Raw genomic sequence first — 21,538 nt, forward strand, 5'->3', positions numbered from 1 at the left:
TAAGACTCCCTATAAGGTAGTTTTCAAAATCAAATGATATTCGGGTTTTAATTAGTCGAGATTAAACTCGACTTCGTCAGTAAGCATCTTATAGATGACCCTGACAAGCTTACCGGCACAGTGACCTAAAGTGTTGTAGTGGTTTCGGCCTTCAGCTCTTTTAGTATCGTAATAAGCTTTAAATGTGTCGTTGTTACGAACAACATTGTTTGCAGCATTAATTAATGCATAACGTAAGGTTTTTGATCCTCGTTTTGACATACGTGTACGTTTGGCAACAAAGTTTCCAGACTGATAAACAGACGGATCTAACCCAGCATAAGCTAGAACTTTGCTAGCATTGGAGAAGCGTTTAATGTTACCAATTTCACCAAGAATCATTCCACCATTGACAAATCCAATGCCTGGAATGGTCATGATAAGTGAATCAAGTGAAAGCATAATTGATTGCATTTCCGATTCAACAGTTTTAACTGGCTATCTAATAACTCGATTTGCTCGATAGCATGAGTTATTTGAATAGATAAAGACCTGTCGCTGGATCCGACAGACTCCCTTGCAAGAACTCTTAATGCTTTAGCATGTTCTTTCTTGAAGTGGCCGTGGGAGGCTTTTAAAAGAAGAGCTGAAAGATGAGTCATATGCATGGAGGCAATAGCATCCGGAGTAGGAGCTTCTTTAAGAAGCTGATAACAGGCTTTCTGATGCAAACCTGATTTGAAGAAGTATTGGAGTTCAGGAAAACCTGATCCATATAAGAAGTTAGCTGAATTTTCAACCTAGTACGGTTTTAACCAGCTTCTGACGGAAACGTCCAAGATTCTTCAAATGCATAAGATCAATGTCTTCTACAGTGAGGAAACGATGATCATGCATCATAAGGGTTTTAGCGATAACAAAGGTATCAACTTTATCAGTCTTAGTCTTGCGAATGTTATTTTTCGCATAGATGAAGTCTGAAGTGGGTTGATGAGACAAACCTTAAAGTGTCTAGATACAAGAAATTCAATAAGGTTGTTGCCATAGTGAGCTGTTGATTCAAGACCAATGATGAGGTCACTCTTTTTAAAGGAACTAATTGAAGAGAGCAACAAATGGAAGCCATCACTGTCATTCGTAAATTTGAACGGCTCGAGAAGTACTTCACCATCAGAAGATATGGCTGCGGCGAAGTGGTTAAGTTTGGCGATATCAATGCCAAGATAGATCATGAGATTAAATCTCCTTTCGAATTATTGATACCATGACGTCCACCAGCGATTATCATTGTAGACTTGAATGAGATAAGTACTCTATACAAAATGTATGGCACATCCAGCTAATAAACAATTCAGATAAAGGTAGCGGCAATACACTCCTGTTAAGTAGTCTGTGCTACAGAAAAAAATCAAAGGTACCACAGTATCTGAATGTATTATAGTCACGAATAAAAAAGAAAGGAAAGTGTGATATTTACTTCTATAAATATCATACAAGGTAGAAATGAAAATTAGTTCTTTTCTTAAGCTTGTGGAGATACAGACCAAGGTGGCAAGCGTATTACCTTTTCTTACGGGGATAGCCTTTTGCTATTATAGGTATCAGGCATTTGATGCTTTAAGACTTGGACTGTTTTTTATGAGTATGTTATGTGTGGATATGGCAACAACAACCATTAATAATTATTGGGATTACAAAAAAGCAATCTTAAAAGAAGGCTTTAACTATGAAAGCCACAATGCTATTGTCAAAGATCAGCTTACAGAAAAGCAAGTCCAAATGACGATAGGTGGTTTATTATTTTTAGGCATTCTTTTTGGCACCGTTTTATTTCTTTTGACGGACTGGGTTGTATTGTTGATTGGAGTATTAGCCTTTGGAATCGGTATATTGTATTCTTATGGACCAGTACCTATCTCTCATACACCACTGGGTGAAGTCTTATCAGGAACGATGATGGGGGGATTTATATTTTTTATCGCTAATTATATTCAGATTTTTGAAAGAGGTTATATTAATTATTATATGGAGCAAAGGACCTTACATTTGGCGGTTAATATGAAAGAGATGTTTATCATTATTTTTATTGCACTGCCGCTCATATTTTTAATCGCTAATATTATGTTAGCCAATAATATATGTGATATGGATGATGATCTGATTAATAGACGTTATACATTGCCTGCCTATATCGGCAAGAAGCATGCAATTTCATTATTTGTTCTACTTATAGTTTTGTCCTATTTAGCCATATTCTTAAGTATCATAATGAAATGGTTGCCGATATCAACTTTGTTGGTTTTTCTAACTATTTTCCCGGTTTATAAAGGTACAAAAAAGTTTTTAAAAGAACAAGACAAATCTAAAACATTTGTCATCTCTGTTAAAAACTTTGTATTCATATCCGGTAGTTATATGGCTTCTATAATTCTAAGCATTATGATTTCTTTGTTAACATAGGCGATTTTGAGTATAAAATAATACATTAAGTTACGTAATAATATCAAATATTGAGATTAATGCAGAAAAAACGCAAAAAGACTTGCATTTTTTTCAAAATGCTTTATTATAAAGAAGAACCTTGTATTATTAGTAAATGAATCAAATTATAAAAATTATCAAGACCATGTACCATGTACAAGTTGATTTTGAATTTTTATTGAATGATGCAATTTTACCAAATGATAGTAAGGAAATAAAAATTCGGAGGTCACTAAAATGACAGGTACAGTAAAATGGTTTAACGCAGACAAAGGTTTTGGATTTATCACTACAGAAGATGGAAATGATGTGTTCGCACATTATTCACAAATTCAAAAAGACGGATTCAAATCATTAGAAGAAGGACAATCAGTTAACTTTGATGTAGTTGATGGCGCTAAAGGCCCTCAAGCAGAAAACATTACAGTAGCTTAATTAAACCTATCAAGACCTGAAGACTTGTCTTCAGGTCTTTTTTAATGATTTTTCAGGTAGATTGTTGTATATACGGGGTAGATAATATCAAAAAAAATCAAAAAAAGCTTGCAATTTCCAGGAAATACTATATGCTTATAGAGAACCTTGTATTATTTAAGTAAAAGAAGTATCCTTTGCAAATAAATCTTTAAAACCATATATGCCTTGATTTTGAATTTTTATTTTAAGATGTAATTTTACCACAATGATAATAAGGAAATAAAAATTCGGAGGTCATTAAAATGACAGGTACAGTAAAATGGTTTAACGCAGATAAAGGTTTTGGATTCATCACAACAGAAGCTGGTAATGATGTGTTCGCACATTATTCACAAATTCAAAAAGACGGATTCAAATCATTAGAAGAAGGACAAGCAGTTAACTTTGATGTAGCAGAAGGCGCTAAAGGCCCACAAGCTGAAAACATTACAGTAGCTTAATCTACTTAGATGATTACAAGATCTGGAGCCTTGCTCCAGGTCTTTTTCTTATTCTTTGGGACATAAATAATTTTAGAAATAGAAAGGGCAGTTATGGATTTTACTCTTGTTATTAGCCAAGTCATTATTTTGTTTTTTATTATGTTTCTAGGTTATGTGCTTAGAAGTAAAGGTATCATCACAGAAGAGGGTATTAAAAACTTCTCGTCCTTAATATTCTATGTGACCATGCCTGCAATGATTATAGCATCTCTTGGTAACACGGCATCTACAAAGCTATCAGATCTTTATGATATCGCCTTAGCGACTTTCATTACCTATGGGATACTTATTGGGATGGCGCCGGTTTTGGCAAAATTGGTAAAAGCACCACTTGGTAGCATAGGACTCTACAAATTCATGGCCATTTTTGGTAATGTGGGATTTATCGGTTTTCCGATGACAATAGCCCTTCTTGGTGAAGATGCTTTATTTATGGCTGCTATTTTTAATATTCCTTTTAACTTGCTGCTCTATACACTTGGTGTTTATTTTATACTATCTGATAAGAACAAAGACCATAAAATGGAGTGGTCCATTAAGCAGTTTATGAATCCGGGGATTATAGCAACAGTCATTGGCATTATTTCTTTTTTATCCGGATGGAAGCTTCCGGTTGTTGTCTTAAACATATCCGATGTGTTGGGGAGTATTACAACCCCTTTGGCAATGATTGTTGTAGGTGCCTCTTTATTCGGTGTTAAGATAAGAACCATTCTAAAAAATTATAGAATATTTGCACTTAGTGTAATCAGGATGATTCTGTTCCCTTTGGGCATTGGTTTTGTTTTATCCTCTATCGGATTGACAGGTTTTGGACTTTGGGTCCCGATTATATTATCCGGCATGCCTATTGGTACCAATACAGTCATTATGGCAAGACAATATGGTGGCAATACCCTAGAGGCTTCCGAGGCTGTATTTTTATCAACGCTTATGATGATTGCTACGATTCCAATACTGATTATAATTGTTGGACTATATTCTTAAATTAGGTTTAAACAAGATTATTAAAATGAGAAGGAGAAACTTATGAAAGACGTCATGGTAATATTTGATTTGGATGGTACACTTGTTGATTCAATAGAGGGTCTGGCTTATTCAATGAATCACGTGCTTGAGACAAATCAACTGGAAACGCATAAAACAGAAGCCTATTTTGATTTTTTGGGTGAAGGTATTGAAAGACTGGTTTTTAAGGCCTTACCGGAAACGCATAGAGATCCTAAAACAGTTTTAAGCTTTTATAATAAAATGTTAGTATCCTATCATGAATACTTTGATAAGGCATTAGAGGCTTATGACGGTATTTATGATATGCTGGATACATTTGTTGGAATGGACGTTAAGATGGCCATACATACCAATAAGAATGAGCGCATGGCCAAGATTATAGCAGAGCGTTATTTGGGGCAGTATAACTTTCTTAGGCTTATTGGTGATGACGGGGTAAGAAAAAAGAAACCGGACCACCAAGAAGTAATGGCGCTTCTTGATGACTATGGGATTATGAAGAATCGGTGTTTTTTTGTTGGTGATACGGAAATTGACGTTCAAACAGCACAAGCAGCCGGTGTTCCTATGATTGCCGTCACTTGGGGATTTAGAAAACCTGAAATACTAAAGGCGCTTAATCCAACCTATTTGGTGAATAAGCCGGAAGAAATTGTGAATATAGTAAAAAATGTAACAAGCTAACTTGAGAAAAATATATTCTTATGGCATAATGATAATGAGTTGTTGAGGGACAACTTTATTTTTCAGTCATGAGTATTAAAATAAGGGTGTATTTAGTGTGTCGAATTAATTTTTATTTACCATTAAGTACAGACGAAAAAAACTTAAAGGCTAGGGCCTAATAGTCGACTAAATTTTGAATGTATTTTGGAGGTAAGAATTATGAGAGTATCGAATCTGGTTAATATTGGACCGAAATTGGAGAGCTTGTTAAACGAAGTTGGCATTCATGAAGCAGAAAAGTTAAGAGAAATCGGAAGTGTTGAGGCAACTTATCTTTTATATCAAAAGGATAAGGATTGTATGGATAAGCTATTTGCCCTTGAGGGTGCCATACGCGGCGTCAGATGGCATAATATTCAGCATGAAGAAAAGATTAGGTTGAAACAATCCTTTGATGAAAGATGCATGAATATGAATGGGTGATGGCCGATATTTGCGGTGGAGCGTCCATAAAGTAATAAATGTTACGAATCACTGTATTTGAGTTGACAATGGAGGTGGTTTTATTTGAGAGAAATCGTCTATGTTTTTGGTCATAAGAACCCGGATACTGATTCAACTTGCTCTGCTATTGCATATGCAAATTTGAAGAATCAGATAGATTCAAGTCATGAATATGTACCGGTTCTACTGGGAGAACCGAATAAAGAAACTCAGTTTGTTTTAAAACAGGTTGGCCATGAGGTGCCAAAAGTAGTACAGCATTTGAAGCCACATGTAACAGACCTAGAAATCAATCAAGTTGGGTTTGTAAAAGAGGCAACTTCCATCAAATCAACATTAGAAACCATAATTACTCAAGTCGGACGTTCAATTCCTGTTGTAGGGGTCCATGAGCATTTGATAGGTGTTGTTTCTATTTCGGATATTTTACCATTGTATATGTCTATGGAGGGACAAAATTTCTTAAAAGATACAAGTACCCCTTATAGCAATCTTATGACAGAATTAACATTGACAACTTTTCATGGCAAAAAACCTACAGGCAACGTATCGGGTAGAATCATTTTATTTGATGATCTTCAAGATGAAGAAGTATTTGATGAAAAGGACATTCTGTTCTGTGATATTAAGACTTACAACAGAGGTAAGACAAAAGATATTGATGTTGGTGTTCTGGTTCTTGCAAATGTTCAAGATAAAGAGACCATCGGAATTGAACAGGATGAAACCAGAACAATATTAATAACAGATAAATCTCTATGTGCATTGTTGAAGGTCATTAATCAAACTGCACCTATAAAAAGTGTGGTTAAAAAAGATAATCTAGAGTATTTTTCAACTTATGAAACCATTGATGATGTTAAACGTAATATGTTGACCTCGAAATTTCGACGATTCCCTGTTGTAGATGAAAATGGTTTTATAAAAGGTATGATCTCAAAAGGTGATTTGTTTGAAACCAGACAGAAAAAAGCTATTTTGGTGGATCATAATGAAAAAGGACAATCTATTGATGGTATAGAGGACATTCATCTGATGGAAGTTATTGATCATCATCGGGTAGCGGATATACAGACTATGGGACCTTTGTATTTCAGAGTGGAGCCTGTTGGGTGTACGTCTACGATAGTCGCCAAAATTTATGATGAACAACACGTGAAGATAGATAAGAAAATGGCAAAAATAATGCTTAGTGCCATTTTATCAGATACATTGCTGTTTAAATCACCGACATCAACAGAAGTGGATGAAGCTACAGCCTATAAACTTGCTAAGATAGCAGGTGTAGATATTCAAATGTATGGTATGCAGCTCATCCATGCAGGTGCAGATCTTGAAGGCTTGACCGCTATGGAAATCTTGACCACAGACCTTAAGAGATTTACTTTCGGGGATAACAGAGTTATTATAGCTCAAACCAACACAAGTGACTTTGATGGCTTCTTCAAAGTATATGACGAAGTTTTACAGGCAATGCGTAATATGAGCGATGATCAAGAAGTGGATTTGGTCGTGCTTTTAGTAACGGACGTCGTTATGGGTGGGACAGAGCTCATAGCAGTGGGGCCGGCCAAATGGATTGTAGAACAAGCTTTTAAAGTTCAGTCAACAGAAAATAGTATATTCCTTCCCAATGTTTTTTCAAGGAAAAAACAAGTGGTACCGAATTTAATGAAAGCTGCGAAGTTATAGATGGAGTTAAGGTATAGACTAAAAAACGACGGACGCTTCAAGTTAAGATCTTGAAGCATCCGTCGTTTTCATTATATTATGGCAGTTAGTAATGCGTTTACTTACAATCAGTACGTTAAGAACAAATCAATGTCTTTCTTGATTAACTCAAGAGAAGCTCTAAAAAAATCAGGATTGTGGGCATCAACACCAACAATAGATAAAACGTCTTTGATATTATTTGAGCCGGTAGCTTTAAGAAGAGCGTCATACTTCGGTATGAAAGCTTCTTTGTCTTCTAGGTACATGGCATATAATCCTTTTGCAAACAATAAACCAAAAGCATAAGGAAAGTTATAAAAGTTATAATCAGCAGAATAATAGTGGGGTTTACAAACCCACATGTAAGGATGCAAGTAATCATGGTCTAAACCATCACCGTAAGCTTCTTTTTGTGCATGTAGCATCATGGATTTTAATTCCTCTACAGAGAGAGAAGCGTTGGTGCGTTGTTTGAAAAGCTCGGTTTCAAAAAGATAGCGACTATATATATCAACGATGACCTGGCAAGCACTCATGATTGCATTCTCAACAATAACAATGGCTTCATCTTGCGTAGCATGGTTTAAAGCTGCATTGTTAACGATGGTTTCACAAAAGATGGAGGCAGTTTCAGCAAGGGGCATCGGGTAGTCACTGTTGGTTTGGACTTCATCTTTGAGACATTCACCATGGTAACCATGGCCAAGTTCATGTGCCAAAGTGCTTACGTCGTTGAAATTATTGTTGAAATTTGCCATGATACGGCTTTCGGATACGCAATGAATATTGCTGCAAAAAGCACCAGAAGCCTTACCTTCTCTTGGGAAAGGGTCAACCCAATTCATATCAAAGGCACGCTTAGCATAATCTCCAAGAACAGGGCTGTAACTTGAAAAATTTGTAATAATGAATGCTTGTGCTTCTTCATAGGTGTACGTCATATGGACATTCCCAATTGGGGCAAATAAATCATAAAAGGGCAATCCTTTCTCATGACCGAGCATTACTGCTTTCTTTTTTAGATAAGCTCTAAAAGAGGGTAAATATTCAGAAATAGCCGTCATCATAGCATCAAGTGTTTCAAGATCCATTTGAGCATCTTTTAGGGTCATTTCAAGTGGGGAAGCATAACCGCGTTTATGAGCAACGGTAATAACTTCGCCCTTGATTGCATTTAAAGCTGCAGCAGAGACCGTATCGATTTTTTTATAGGATTCAAGTTCGGCATCATAAGCATGGCGTCGTTTCTTAGCGTCTTGATCATATGCGAGGCTTCTAACAATGGATATAGGTAAGGTATCACCGTCTACAGAGGCTGTTAAAGAAGCAAGGGTTGCCTCTTGGAGCTTACTCCAAGCATTAGACCCAGTGTTGCGCATATGGGCAAGAAGGGACTCTTCAGCGTCGCTAAGCATATATTGGGCATCATCCAGTGCATTTCGAATGGCGAATTGATAAGGCTTTAATTGAGGGGCATTATTTATTACGGTCTCTATGTCGGATAATGTACCTAACCATTTTTTGAAACCAACATTAACAAGCGTTAGTATGGGATCATAACCTTCAACAGTTTCAATTAGCTTTAAGGCTTTTGAATTTTTTGTATCGACGGAGTAAGTGAGCTGGCCAAAGTTGCCTAATGCTTCAAGGACAGCTCCTAAAGTATCCATAAGTTGATAGTAGCCTAGTATTTTTTCTTCTATAGGTTTTGGACCCTTTAAATCCTCATGTATGTAATTTTGAGCTTTTTCCATTAGCTGACGAACGGTATTTTGATCCGTTGATAGTTTAGGATCTTCAAAAGACGTGTATAAGACATCCAAATTCCACTGTTTCATAGGACTCTCCTTGTAATATATATTTTTCGATTATAATTAAGATGGTTAATGGGTAACGACTAAATTGTAACATATTGGAATTATTTATGAAATAGAGGGTTTAAAAAAAAGAAGGAATGGTCTATAATTAATCTAGCGGTCATGGGAAATAGTGGCTAATTCAAATAAGGAGGTTTCGTATGCCTTGGTGTCCGAAATGTAAAACAGAATATGAAGATCATATGGTGCAATGTGTAGATTGCCATATAGATTTGGTGCCGGATTTAGTAAACCACACGTATATGAAAGATTTGATTGCTGTCAAACCCGATGATTCAGAAGAATTGTTAAGGTATCTGGCATATTCAGGAATTCAAAAGGTTGAGACGGTCCAAGCAGAAGACAACCTGATTATCAAGGTGGGAGAAAAAGAATATGAGTCTGCCATGACTTATGTGAAAGTCTATATACGAGAACATATGGAAGAAACAAACGAAGATGACTTCTATTTCGATGAATACGAAGCAGAGACCGTTGATGTAAAAGGTACGGTCAGTGAAATGAAGTCGACGGTATATACCTTTGGTACGGTTGGTATTGTAGCAATAGTACTTGGTATATTTAACTTTTTAGAAATTATTACAATCGGTGGGTTCAACAAAATGATGATCTCTTCGGTACTCATCATTATGGGTGGTCTTTTTACTTACATCGCTTTTCATACCAGAAAAGGAATTGATGTAGCAAAAGCTGAGGGAGAAACCAAAGAACAGTTACATCATAATATGGTAGCCAACTACTTTGACTCAAAATCCGAACAAAATCTATTTGGTCTAAGTGGTATTAAGGAAGAAGATTTCGATGATCCTGCAATGTATTTTGCGATCATTGACAGAATAAAGGTTCAAGTCAAAACTCAAAATCCTGAAGCGCCACTGGTGTTGATCAATGGGGCATGTGAAACCATTTATGACCGAATCAATGAAAATAGAGACGGAAAATAAAAAAAAGATGGAAACCTTTGACATATATGTCAGGTTCCATCTTTTTTAGTTTTAACGCCTAATCATTCTTGGAAAATTTTCTGTTATTTGCAATCATCGCGCGTTCTTCTAAGAGGTCCTTTAACAATTCATGAAAAGGCCAGTTAATAGAAAGCGGTGTTACAACTGCAAACAATGGGCTTGGTAAGCCAAGTGTTCTAAAGCTACGAACAAAATCATTTAATTCTTTGGGAGAGACGGCATTAAGGACAATGGCCTGTGTATCAACCCGTTCGATGCCGAAAGTTGGTTTGTCGGTATGATCAATGAGCTTTTGTAATGTATTTCCTAATGTACTTGGTGTTACATTCACGAACTCAAAGATGTCATATAAAGCGGCGTAGTCTTGTATTTTTTTAAATGATATTTCATCGTATCCATAGACAAGGAGACATGTTTTGCCTTCTGGTCGATTATTATTTTGATGATCTATTTTTTCAAAAGCCATAGAGTATCCTTTCATAGTAAAGTATTAAGGTTACTGATACAGTAAACTGTCCTTAACTATTATACCTAAGATTAAGCTTGCTGACTATAAGAATTACATTTTATTTCAGAATAATAGCGACTTATAATAAAAAAAACAGATATTAATGAAAATTTAAAGGAAAATCACCTTTTATGAAGTATATTATAAAATAGATAGAATTATTCTAAACATAAATCTTATCACCAACGAAACAACAAGCATAAACTGGAGGTGCAAGATGAACCTTAGAGAACAACAGGAGAATTTTGAAGAGCAATATTTAAGTGAATATGCAGTACTTTCAAAAAATTCGGCAGGTAGAGAGTCGGAAGAGTCACCTTGTGATATACGAACGGATTTTCAGAGGGACCGAGATCGAATTATTCATTCTAAAGCATTTAGAAGGTTGAAACATAAGACACAAGTATTTATTTCACCAGAAGGTGACCATTATAGAACGAGATTAACCCATACATTAGAAGTAGCACAGATTGGTAGAACAATAGCAAGAGCACTTAGGTTAAATGAAGATTTGACAGAAGCTATAGCGCTTGGTCATGACCTAGGACACACACCATTTGGCCATGCAGGTGAACGTGCGCTTGATAACATATGTGAAGTAGGCTTTAAACATTATGAACAAAGCATTAGAGTGGTCGAAATGTTGGAAAACAAAGGTAAAGGTCTTAACTTAACATGGGAAGTTAGGGATGGCATATTGAATCATCCTACAAAAGGTGAACCAAGTACATTGGAAGGTAAGATCATTCGATTATCAGATAAGATTGCGTATATTAACCATGACATTGATGATGCCATACGTGCTAAGATTCTTATGGCGGATGATATACCTAAAACCTATTTAGATATATTAGGTCAAACGGCACGACAAAGAATTAATAATATGATTCATGACATTGTGGGTAACAGCATGAATAAAAATGATGTGATTATGAGTCCTACTATGATGGACGCCATGCAAGAGTTACGTGTATTCATGTTTGAGAATGTATATATTGGTTCAAAAGCTAAGGAGCATGAGAATAAAGCAATTAATATGTTAACACAACTTTTCTTGTATTTTAAGGAGAGGGAACATCTTTTGCCTTATGAATACTTAGAGCGTATTGATAACAAAGAAGATACCCTTGATCGTGTGGTATGCGATTATATTGCCGGAATGACGGACCGTTATGCCATCAATACTTTTACAGAGATATTCATACCATCATCATGGAAAGATTAATATAGGTCAAAGTATAAAAAAATAAAGGAAATTTGATGGAGCTGTCGAACACTATTTAGGTACGACTAAATATATATATGTACAGGGGCAGAAAAAGAGGTCAAGAGGATGCTTTATCCAGAAGAGTTGATTGAAGAAATAAGAACTCAAAATAATATCATTGACGTAGTATCTGAATATGTCCATCTGGCTAAAAAAGGCAGTTCTCATTTCGGTCTATGTCCATTTCATAATGAGAAGTCCCCTAGTTTTTCTGTCAGTGAAGATAAACAGATGTACTATTGTTTTGGATGTGGCGCAGGTGGTAATGTATACACCTTTGTGATGGAGTATGAAAACTACAACTTTGTCGAAGCAATAAAAGCTTTGGCGGATCGAGCTCATATTCAATTACCGGAAATGGAGTATTCAGATGCTCAGAAAAAGGAATTGAGTTTTAAGCAAAGACTACTAGATGCTAACAAAGAAGCTGCGAGATATTATTATTATCAAATGATGAACGATCCTAAGAAAAAAGCCATTACGTACCTTGAGAAAAGAGGTATTGATGAAATCAATAGGAAAAAATTCGGTTTAGGGTATGCCAATTTTTTTAGAGATGATACCTATAAATACCTGAGAAGTAAAGGTTTTACAGACCAAGAACTTTTTGAAGCCGGGTTAACAGCCAAAGACAAGACGAAACAGGAATCCTATTATGATCGATTTTTTGATCGACTTATGTTCCCTATTTTTGATGTACATAACAGGGTTATTGGTTTTGGCGGTCGTGTTCTAGGGGATAACAATCCCAAATATTTAAACACAGGAGAAACCAAGCTATTTGATAAAAGTCGGAATCTATACGGTATGAATATTGCTAGAATGGCTCGAAACAAGAAACTCATTATCGTAGAAGGTTATATGGATGTAATTGCTTTGCATCAAGCCGGATTCACCACGGCAGTTGCATCCCTCGGTACAGCGTTCACAACAGGACATGCCAGTCTGATTAGACGTTATGCAGAAGAAGTGGTCATTGCATACGATACAGATGACGCAGGTATAAATGCTACACTAAGAGCAATTCCCATACTAAAAAAAGCGGGCATTAGCGTTAGAGTGTTAAGTGTCGAAGGCGCAAAAGATCCGGATGAATATATTGAAAAGTTTGGCGCCAAGGGTTTTGCAGACTTGATTGAACGAGCTGAGCCGAGCTTTATGTATGAAATAAGACAGCTTGAAAAAACGCATAATCTTAAAGACCCTGAAGGTCGGACCAACTTTGATTATGCGTTGGCCAAAAAAATATTAACGTTAGAAAATGAAATCGAAATAGAAAACTATTTGGACGCGGTAGTAGATAAATACAATATTAAGCGAAGTGCTATGGAAAGCTTACTTGGTAAAATAGGAAAAAATATTGGTATAGCCAGTCAACCAAAGGATCAAAGCGATGGTGTGACAAGTAGGGATTCAAAAGATGTTATCATGAGGGCTCAAAAAAACATGTTAACATTGATTACAAGCCATCAAAAAGTCTACAATGCCATTCGAGAACTCATAAAACCGGATGAGTTTTCCGATAACACATATAGAAGAATGGCACAGATGGTCATGGATGCCTATGAAAAGGAAGAACCCATAGAACCGGCAAGTCTGATTCAACAGTTTGATACCATAGAAGAGCAGAATAAGATTGCAAATATTTTTAATAACAACATGCCCATTGAACATGCTGGACAGTTTGAAAAAATGATTCGAGAGAATATTCAAATCATCAAGCGGCAACATATAGAGCAACTATCCAAACAAGTGAATGACCCGAAGCAGTTACAAGAGATGATCAACATGAAAAGACAGCTAGATAGCTTAAATATATCACTTGATTGAACCAACCATAATCTATTGGATTAAGGAAAGGAATGTAAATATGGCTAAGAATAAACCTGAAGTAGAAACGTCTGAAGAGGACATAGCATTGTTTCAAGAAAAGCTTGCAGAATTATTAAATATTGCAAGAGAAAAAAAGGATGTTCTTGAATATGCGGAGATTGAAAGACATTTTAAGGCGCTTGAGTTAACGCCGGATCAAATTGAGATTATATATGAGTTTCTAGACAAAAATGATATTGATGTTCTTGGCATGGTATCTGATGAAGATGATGCTGTTGAAGAGGAAGAGGAAGAAGAAGAAGTTGAACTCGATTTATCCTTGCCCGATGGTATCAATATCGATGATCCTGTTCGTATGTATTTGAAAGAAATAGGAAAAGTAAGTCTTTTGACAGCTCAAGAAGAGATTGATCTAGCAAAAAGAATGGAAGATGGTGACATTCAAGCAAAACAACGTCTAGCAGAAGCCAATCTAAGATTGGTTGTTAGTATTGCAAAACGTTATGTTGGGCGTGGTATGTTATTTTTAGACCTTATTCAAGAAGGTAATTTGGGTCTGATTAAAGCGGTAGAAAAATTTGATTATCGAAAAGGCTATAAATTCAGTACATATGCAACTTGGTGGATCAGGCAGGCCATTACCAGAGCGATTGCCGATCAAGCTAGAACCATTCGTATACCGGTTCATATGGTTGAAACCATAAACAAACTGATTCGCGTAAGTCGACAACTTCTACAGGAATTGGGCAGAGATCCATTGCCGGAAGAGATTGGCGAAGAGCTAAACATGCCGGTTGAAAAGGTTCGAGAAATTCTTAAGATATCTCAAGAGCCTGTGTCTTTAGAAACACCCATTGGTGAGGAAGAAGACAGTCACTTAGGTGACTTCATACAAGATGATAATGTACCGGTCCCAGCTGAAGCTGCAGCATTTACTTTGTTAAAAGAGCAACTTGTAGAAGTGCTGGATACTTTAACAGACAGAGAACAAAAGGTCTTAAGGTTAAGGTTTGGTTTAGATGACGGACGTGCAAGAACACTAGAGGAAGTTGGCAAAGAGTTTAATGTGACGAGGGAACGTATCAGACAAATTGAAGCCAAAGCTTTAAGGAAGTTGCGACACCCAAGCCGCAGTCGTAAACTAAAAGATTACTTGGAATAAGAGGCATGGTCTAAGGTCTTGGTTTTGGGGTTATGCTCCCGGACCAAGACTTTTCATTTACAAAAAATTGACTTTGCTGCGATATATATCAAAACATAGGAGGATTGCTATGTTATCAAATCGTTTACAGGCTATTGCTAAGCTTGTTCCTTATAACTCAATCGTTGCTGATATAGGAACCGATCATGGCTACTTGCCAATAGCACTTGTAAAAAACCAACAAGTAACCAAAGCCTATGCCATGGATATCAATGAAGGTCCATTGATGAAGGCGAGGGAAAATATAAGGTCATATGGGTTAGATGGACAGGTCATTGCACTAAAATCACCAGGTCTAGAAGATCTGCCGGAAGATGTGAGTGTTGTTGTCATAGCAGGTATGGGTGGTGTTTTGATAAGCAATATACTAGAGACATCTAAAGAAAAGCTTCGTAATATCGAAACACTAATCTTATCGCCACATCTTGACATACCACACGTTAGAAGAACTGTTCATGAGTTGGGCTTTATGATTGCGGAAGAATATATGGTAATAGATCAAGAAAAGTATTATACACTATTAAAGTGTAAGCAAGGCAACGAGCGTTATTCAATGTTAGAATATGAATACGGGAAAAAACTAATGGAAGCAGGATCGGACACTTTTCTAGCCTATTTAGAAACAGAAAAAAGTAAGCTTGAAAAAGTCATGAACCGTCTTAAAACCATAGATGCTAAAAGTACAATTGGAAGAGGCAAAGTTTTAAAAGATAAATACGATACAATTGTAGAAATAAGGAGGCATCATGAAACTAAATGAGATTATTAAAATAATAGAAAAGGTCGTTCCTAAGGAAGCTATTGAACAGGGAGACCCATGTGGTCTTCAGATTGGTAAATATCAGAAGGATATAAGACACATTAGGGTTGCCTTAGAAGCTTCCATAGATGTAATAGAAGGTGCTATTAAAGATGATGTCGATATGCTTTTTGTACATCACCCCCTAATATATACGCCCATTCAGAACATCTGTGATGACACGGTTACCGGACATAAAATCCAGGAACTGATTCGTAGTGATATTGCACTGTATGTGGCACATTCCAATATGGACAGGGCCACTAATGGTCTAAATCGATATTTTGGAAACAAAATAGAATTAGAACATATAACTGAAATGAGTATAGATACCCATGGGTATACGCTTATAGGGAACCTCAAAAAACCAATGAGCTTAAAAAGTTATGCAGTTTTTTTGGGACAAAAGCTGTCAATGCCTAATCTTAAGTATGTGGGTGATGACCAAAAAAACATAGAAAAAGCAGCTTTTGTAACAGGAAGTGGCATGTCACTTCTTAAAGAAGAGATGTTTGATGAAGTGGATGTTTTTTTAACAGGAGATTTAAAATATCATGATGCGATGTGGGTTTATGAATCCGGAAACTGCGTCATTGATGTTACACACTATGGTAGTGAAATTATGGTCACAGAACTCATGTATGAACTGTTATTACAACATATGGATAAAAGTGTCATCGTGAGTAAGGACAACTATTTGGTCAACCCAATAAAAAACAGCGAGGTGTAGGATGGAAGATAGGATTAAGATTAATGTGATGAATGAGGAAAAAGAAGTGAAAGTGGGGACTACTTTACTAGAGCTGGCATCTCAATATCAATCTCAATTTAAAACGCCTATCGTATTAGCTGTTGTCGATACCAAGCTTAGTGAATTGAACCAAAAAATTAAAGAGCCATGTAATGTTATATTCCTTGATATTTTAAATAAAGATGGGTTTAGAACATACCAACGAAGCCTATCCTTTGTTATGATTAAGGCCGCACATGATGTTATTGGTCATGAAGAACATATTAAAGTTATTGTTCAATATTCAATTAATTATGGATTTTATTGTGAAATTGAGCCGAAAAGACTATTAAAGACGGATACATTGACGAAAATTAAAGAAAGAATGGTTGAGCTTATTAATCTTGGTTTACCTTTTATAAAAGAAACGGTAAAAACAGATGAAGCTATAAAAATTTTTGGAAACCAGTTTATGGAAGATAAAGTGACATTGTTTAAGTATAGACGCGTATCCAATGTCAATCTATATCGTTTTGATGACTTTTACGACTATTTCTATGGTTATATGGTGCCGGATACAAGCTACTTAAAAGTATTTGAACTATATCCTTATGAAGATGGTATGATTTTACAATTCATTGACTTTAACGATCCAAGTAAGGCGGCACGTTTTGAGCCGGACCAAATGTTATTTGAGACACTAAAGAATGCCACAGACTGGGGGCATTTGATGGAGGTCGACACAGTAGGCGAACTTAACGATGTCATTTCTCAGGGGAAAATGAATGAACTCATTATGGTACAAGAGGCACTAATGGAGAAAAAAATCGGAAGAATTGCTGACCATGTCATGAAAGATATCAAGCATAAGAAATTTATATTTATTGCAGGGCCTTCATCCTCCGGAAAAACCACTTTTGCCCATCGGCTATCGATACAACTTAGATCTTTGGGATTAAGACCAAAGCCCATTTCTTTAGACAACTATTTTGTTAATAGGGATGATACACCGAAAGATGAAGATGGTAATTATAATTTTGAATGTCTTGAAGCTCTAGATGTGGCTCAGTTTAATCATGATATGCATCAACTCTTAAAAGGCGAGGTCGTATCCATGCCGGCTTTTGATTTTATCTCGGGACTAAGACAATACAAAGGTGATACCCTTAAGTTAGAAGACAATACAATACTGGTCATTGAAGGTATTCATGGCTTGAATCCAAAGCTATCTTCGGCCATACCGGAAGAAAATAAGTTCAAAATCTATATCAGTGCATTGACCCAGTTGAATATTGATAATCACAACCGAGTACCGACAACAGATGCCAGATTACTACGACGTATGGTTAGGGATAACCAGTATAGAGGTGCCTCAGCTATAAAAACACTTGCTATGTGGCCATCTGTACGAAACGGAGAAGAACAATATATCTTCCCCTTTCAAGAGGAAGCCGACGCTATGTTTAATTCATCTTTAATTTATGAGCTTTCTGTACTAAAACAGTATGCAGAGCCTTTATTATTTAATGTACCTAAAGGAAGCCAGGAATATATAGAGGCAAAAAGACTCATTAAGTTTCTAGATTATTTTCTTGGGGTATCTAGTGAGAGTATACCGAATAACTCGATTATACGAGAGTTTATCGGTGGATCGAATTTTAGGTAAGCAGGATGAAAATACTATATGAAGATAAGCACATCATAGTCATTGTTAAGCCAAAAGGGATGCCAAGTCAGCCGGATTTATCAGGAGATAGAAATGTCTATGAGGCAGTACTGGAACACGTGGGTCATGAAGATAAAAATATTAATCTTGGACTGATTCAAAGACTAGATCGTCCGGTTGGCGGTATAATGGTACTTACAAAATCATCAGAAGCACATAGAGCCTTTACTCAGAAATCATACTTAAACAAAAAATATTTGGCCGTTGTTGAAGGCGAAGCAGAGCAAGAGAATAGACTCGTAGATTATCTTCAAAAGGTTAGAGGTAATAGGACGATTGTTACTTCAAAAAAAGTGCCACAAGCCAAGGAAGCAATATTAACGTATAGATGTATAAAAAAAGTGGTGGTAAGTGACAAATCATTATCTCTATTGGAAGTTGAACTTGAAACGGGTCGACATCATCAGATTAGAGCCCAAATGGCGCATCACAAATTACCACTTGTTGGTGACACGAAATATAATGTTATCAAAGAAGGAACTTGGGTGGACATTGGCCTACAGGCCTATAAACTCGAAATAAACCATCCATTAATCGGACACATGACATTTAAACACATAAATAAGGAACATCCTTTTGACATTTTCTTTAAAAATGAAGATGATTATGAAACTTTATAAAATGTTATGCTAATGTCTGAATATGCCTAATCATTTGATTTTGGTGGGTTATGATGGTATAATGAGTAAAAGAAAGATACTTCCTGGGGTGTTCGGAGAAACCTGTATTTTGAACCTACATAGTAACATTGGGAATCCTATATTTTATGTTGGACGTCAAGCCTTCTTGAATGGAAGACGAAAAGCATAGTGCGGATACCCACCTAGCCGAAGCTAGGGATCAAAATCCGGGGAACGGCATTTCGGGTAATCATTTAAAAAATAAACTGTTACTTCCTTTATAGGATGTAACAGTTATTTTTTTTATATATGAATAAGTGAACTTAAATCAGATTCAAAGGTTGGATAGGAGATGGCAATGCACCCACTATTTTCAATACGTGTATGGCCATTAGCACCGAGTGCGGCAATGGCCAAAGACATGGCCACTCTGTGATCATCATAACTCTGGACATGTGCACCTTGTATCCGGTTACCACCTACGATAATCATGCCGTCGGCCGTAGCCTCAATATGGATGTTCATCTTTTTAAGTTCAGAGACCATGGTATCAATACGATTGGTTTCTTTTACCTTAAGCTCACCGGCATCCTTTATGATTGTTGTACCTTCTGCATAAGCAGCAGCAACCGCAATAACAGGTATTTCGTCGATTAATGTTGGAATAATATCACCTTCAACAATTGTCCCTTTAAGCTTACTAGACTTGATATGAAGGTCTGCAATGGGTTCTCCGTTGACAACACGTTTGTCTATGACTTCAATAGAACCATTCATTTCTTTAAGAACATGGATAATACCGTCTCTTGTAGGGTTAATGCCCACATCTTTTAAGATAAGATCACTGTTTGGGCAAATAAGCCCTGCAACCATAAAAAAGGCAGCTGAAGAAATATCAGAGGGTACAACGACATGATTTGCGAACAATTCTTTAATGGGATGACTGGTGACCAAAGATCCATTAATTTCTACATGTGCACCGAAATGATTGAGCATAATTTCGGAATGATTTCTAGAGAGTGTAGGTTCTTTAACCGTGGAAGTCGATCCCGTATATAGATTGGCCAGTAATATGGAAGATTTGACTTGGGCGCTTGCAACCGGAGATATATAGTCTATAGGTTTTAGTAGGCTCGGCTTTATAGATAAAGGCGCAAGACCGTTACCGGATAGACTGCTGATATTTGCATTCATAGAAGTAAGAGGACGAATGATACGGTCCATAGGTCGTTTTCTAATGGAAGCATCACCGGTTATGTTAACTTCAAAAGATTGACCGGATAATATGCCGGACATCAAACGCATGGTAGTGCCACTATTTCCAACATCCAAAATCGAATTCGGTTTAGTGAGTCCATAAAGTCCCTTACCTTGAATGGTGACCTTGTCTTGAACTTGTTCAATGTGTATACCCATTTGTCTGAAACAAGCAATCGTAGATAAACAGTCTTCACCGGTCAGGAAACCTTCAACAGTGGTTGTACCTTTTGCAAGGGCTCCAAACATAATTGAACGATGGGAAATGGACTTGTCCCCAGGTACTTTTAGTGTTCCTTTAAGTTGTTTTACGGGTTGAATGTGCATAAAAACCTCCTGTTAAGCTTAAGTGTAAATCGTATAACCAAGATTTCGTAAAAGTGTGATACTTAATTCCATATGGTCTTGATCTTCAAAGAGTATGCTAAGCACACCGTTATCAATCTCTCTGTTGTTGATGATACCGATGTTTTTTATATTGATTTTTGCCTCGCTTAAGAGTGTGGCAATTTTTGCAATGATACCGGGTTCATCCTCAACATCAACACTAAAACTATAGTGCCTTGGGAAAATACCGGATGAAGTATCGTTAAAGGTGTTTCTATAAGCTTGTGCCTCACTAAATAGTGCATAAAGTTGATGTGCATCTTCATCTTTGATAGAGTTCTCTATTGTTGTCAACATGGTTTTATAATACTCAAGTACATCAAGAATCGGTTCCTTATTGCTTAAGCAGATTTGCTGCCACATAATAGGAGAGGCTGATGCAATGCGTGTAATGTCTTTGAAGCCACCGGCAGCAAGAGTATGCATATAACCCTGTTCTGTATCCAGATGTTTAACGGCGTTAACAATGAGTGCAGCAAGAACATGAGGTACATGGCTAATGGAAGCTGTTGTTTTGTCATGTACTGAAGCATCCATTATAATAGGAATGCTATCAATACCTTCGACCAGACTTTTTAAAACATTTAGATCCTCTTGAGTAGAAGTTTTAGAAGGGGTTAGAATATAAAAAATATTTTCGAACAATTGAGAAGAAGAGGCTTCATAACCACTTTTCTCAGAACCCGTCATAGGATGTCCGCCAACAAATCTTATGTTTGTACCCATATCATCAAGAGCATCGTGTATGTCACTTTTGGTAGAGCCCACATCTGTTACAATACACTGTTCATGAACGATGCCGGCTAATTTTTCGAACATCTCTATATTAACCTTCACAGGACAACATAAGAAGATTAAGTCACATGATTCAAAGCCATCTTCTAATGATGTTGCAATCTGATCTAGGACACCCTCATTCATAGCCTGATGAAGTGGTTCCAGGTGGCGATCATAAGCAATCAATTTTTGAGCTAAGCCGTATTTTTTTATGCTTTTTGCGATGGATCCACCAATAAGACCAAATCCAATAAAACCAATCTGCTTAATCATCTGTT

21 protein-coding genes, 1 other RNA gene and 1 pseudogene are annotated in these 21,538 nt (G+C 36.5%); 17 read left to right on the forward strand and 6 right to left on the reverse strand.

Annotation, left to right across the window (positions count from 1 at the left end):
• Positions 1-51: 51 nt before the first annotated feature.
• Entirely contained in the window at positions 52-453 is a 402-nt protein-coding gene (locus tag PATL70BA_RS17150; protein WP_408634444.1) for a transposase, read from the reverse strand.
• Between the two features lie 321 nt (positions 454-774).
• Positions 775-1,160: pseudogene (locus PATL70BA_RS17155) on the reverse strand (IS110 family transposase).
• On the opposite strand from PATL70BA_RS17155, the gene PATL70BA_RS16655 reads away from it, so the two are divergent.
• From PATL70BA_RS16655 to PATL70BA_RS14630, 8 genes are all read left to right on the forward strand, one after another.
• Positions 1,095-1,247, forward strand: a complete 153-nt coding sequence (locus tag PATL70BA_RS16655) for a hypothetical protein (protein WP_243116024.1) — start codon at positions 1,095-1,097, stop codon at positions 1,245-1,247. The pseudogene PATL70BA_RS17155 and the gene PATL70BA_RS16655 sit on opposite strands and share 66 nt — an antisense overlap.
• A 235-nt stretch (positions 1,248-1,482) precedes the next feature.
• The gene (locus tag PATL70BA_RS14600) at positions 1,483-2,439 is read left to right on the forward strand and encodes a 1,4-dihydroxy-2-naphthoate polyprenyltransferase (RefSeq protein ID WP_125138066.1); all 957 of its coding nucleotides are present in this window, start codon (positions 1,483-1,485) and stop codon (positions 2,437-2,439) included.
• 258 nt (positions 2,440-2,697) lie between these two features.
• On the forward strand, positions 2,698-2,895 hold the full coding sequence (locus PATL70BA_RS14605; protein ID WP_125138067.1) for a cold shock domain-containing protein: 198 nt from the start codon (positions 2,698-2,700) through the stop codon (positions 2,893-2,895).
• A gap of 284 nt (positions 2,896-3,179) precedes the next feature.
• Positions 3,180-3,377, forward strand: a complete 198-nt coding sequence (locus PATL70BA_RS14610) for a cold-shock protein (protein WP_125138068.1) — start codon at positions 3,180-3,182, stop codon at positions 3,375-3,377.
• Between the two features lie 93 nt (positions 3,378-3,470).
• Positions 3,471-4,406, forward strand: a complete 936-nt coding sequence (locus PATL70BA_RS14615) for an AEC family transporter (protein WP_125138069.1) — start codon at positions 3,471-3,473, stop codon at positions 4,404-4,406.
• A gap of 42 nt (positions 4,407-4,448) precedes the next feature.
• The gene (locus tag PATL70BA_RS14620) at positions 4,449-5,114 is read left to right on the forward strand and encodes an HAD family hydrolase (RefSeq protein ID WP_125138070.1); all 666 of its coding nucleotides are present in this window, start codon (positions 4,449-4,451) and stop codon (positions 5,112-5,114) included.
• Between the two features lie 201 nt (positions 5,115-5,315).
• Positions 5,316-5,579, forward strand: a complete 264-nt coding sequence (locus PATL70BA_RS14625) for a TfoX/Sxy family DNA transformation protein (protein WP_125138071.1) — start codon at positions 5,316-5,318, stop codon at positions 5,577-5,579.
• 84 nt (positions 5,580-5,663) lie between these two features.
• Positions 5,664-7,292 (forward strand): putative manganese-dependent inorganic diphosphatase, encoded by a 1,629-nt coding sequence (locus PATL70BA_RS14630; RefSeq protein ID WP_125138072.1) that lies wholly within the window; start codon positions 5,664-5,666, stop codon positions 7,290-7,292.
• Between the two features lie 107 nt (positions 7,293-7,399).
• Here PATL70BA_RS14630 and PATL70BA_RS14635 read toward each other — a convergent pair whose 3' ends face one another.
• Positions 7,400-9,151 carry a M3 family oligoendopeptidase gene (locus PATL70BA_RS14635; protein WP_125138073.1) on the reverse strand — a complete coding sequence of 584 codons (1,752 nt, stop codon included), beginning with the start codon at positions 9,149-9,151 and terminating at the stop codon, positions 7,400-7,402.
• Between the two features lie 179 nt (positions 9,152-9,330).
• Between PATL70BA_RS14635 and PATL70BA_RS14640 the strand changes: the two genes are divergently transcribed.
• Positions 9,331-10,134: a hypothetical protein gene (locus PATL70BA_RS14640; RefSeq protein ID WP_125138074.1), complete on the forward strand. Its 804-nt coding sequence runs from the start codon at positions 9,331-9,333 to the stop codon at positions 10,132-10,134.
• Between the two features lie 58 nt (positions 10,135-10,192).
• On the opposite strand, the gene PATL70BA_RS14645 is transcribed toward PATL70BA_RS14640, so the two are convergent.
• Complete coding sequence (locus tag PATL70BA_RS14645) at positions 10,193-10,636, reverse strand: DUF3783 domain-containing protein (RefSeq protein ID WP_125138075.1); 444 nt, start codon at positions 10,634-10,636, stop codon at positions 10,193-10,195.
• Between the two features lie 244 nt (positions 10,637-10,880).
• Here PATL70BA_RS14645 and PATL70BA_RS14650 point away from each other — a divergent pair, with 244 nt between their 5' ends.
• The 8 genes from PATL70BA_RS14650 to ssrS all read left to right on the forward strand — a co-directional run bounded on the left by PATL70BA_RS14650 (position 10,881) and on the right by ssrS (position 19,092).
• Entirely contained in the window at positions 10,881-11,888 is a 1,008-nt protein-coding gene (locus tag PATL70BA_RS14650; RefSeq protein ID WP_125138076.1) for a deoxyguanosinetriphosphate triphosphohydrolase, read from the forward strand.
• Between the two features lie 108 nt (positions 11,889-11,996).
• Entirely contained in the window at positions 11,997-13,760 is a 1,764-nt protein-coding gene (dnaG, locus tag PATL70BA_RS14655) for a DNA primase (RefSeq protein ID WP_125138077.1), read from the forward strand.
• A 40-nt stretch (positions 13,761-13,800) separates the two neighbouring features.
• Positions 13,801-14,925: an RNA polymerase sigma factor RpoD gene (rpoD, locus tag PATL70BA_RS14660; RefSeq protein ID WP_125138078.1), complete on the forward strand. Its 1,125-nt coding sequence runs from the start codon at positions 13,801-13,803 to the stop codon at positions 14,923-14,925.
• 109 nt (positions 14,926-15,034) lie between these two features.
• Entirely contained in the window at positions 15,035-15,724 is a 690-nt protein-coding gene (locus PATL70BA_RS14665; protein ID WP_125138079.1) for a tRNA (adenine(22)-N(1))-methyltransferase, read from the forward strand.
• Positions 15,711-16,493, forward strand: a complete 783-nt coding sequence (locus PATL70BA_RS14670; RefSeq protein WP_125138080.1) for a Nif3-like dinuclear metal center hexameric protein — start codon at positions 15,711-15,713, stop codon at positions 16,491-16,493. Before PATL70BA_RS14665 ends, PATL70BA_RS14670 begins: the two co-directional genes overlap by 14 nt.
• Position 16,494: 1 nt before the next feature.
• Positions 16,495-18,159 carry a nucleoside kinase gene (locus PATL70BA_RS14675; protein ID WP_125138081.1) on the forward strand — a complete coding sequence of 555 codons (1,665 nt, stop codon included), beginning with the start codon at positions 16,495-16,497 and terminating at the stop codon, positions 18,157-18,159.
• A gap of 5 nt (positions 18,160-18,164) precedes the next feature.
• Positions 18,165-18,839 (forward strand): RluA family pseudouridine synthase, encoded by a 675-nt coding sequence (locus PATL70BA_RS14680; protein ID WP_125138082.1) that lies wholly within the window; start codon positions 18,165-18,167, stop codon positions 18,837-18,839.
• Between the two features lie 77 nt (positions 18,840-18,916).
• A non-coding RNA gene (gene ssrS, locus PATL70BA_RS14685) (6S RNA) lies at positions 18,917-19,092 on the forward strand.
• 50 nt (positions 19,093-19,142) lie between these two features.
• Here ssrS and aroA read toward each other — a convergent pair.
• A complete protein-coding gene (gene aroA, locus PATL70BA_RS14690) occupies positions 19,143-20,423 on the reverse strand; it encodes a 3-phosphoshikimate 1-carboxyvinyltransferase (protein WP_125138083.1) in 1,281 nt (426 codons plus the stop codon).
• An 18-nt stretch (positions 20,424-20,441) separates the two neighbouring features.
• Entirely contained in the window at positions 20,442-21,533 is a 1,092-nt protein-coding gene (locus tag PATL70BA_RS14695; protein WP_125138084.1) for a prephenate dehydrogenase, read from the reverse strand.
• Between the last annotated feature and the right edge of the window lie 5 nt (positions 21,534-21,538).

It is taken from the genome of Petrocella atlantisensis, from assembly GCF_900538275.1.
Lineage (GTDB): Bacteria > Bacillota > Clostridia > Lachnospirales > Vallitaleaceae > Petrocella > Petrocella atlantisensis.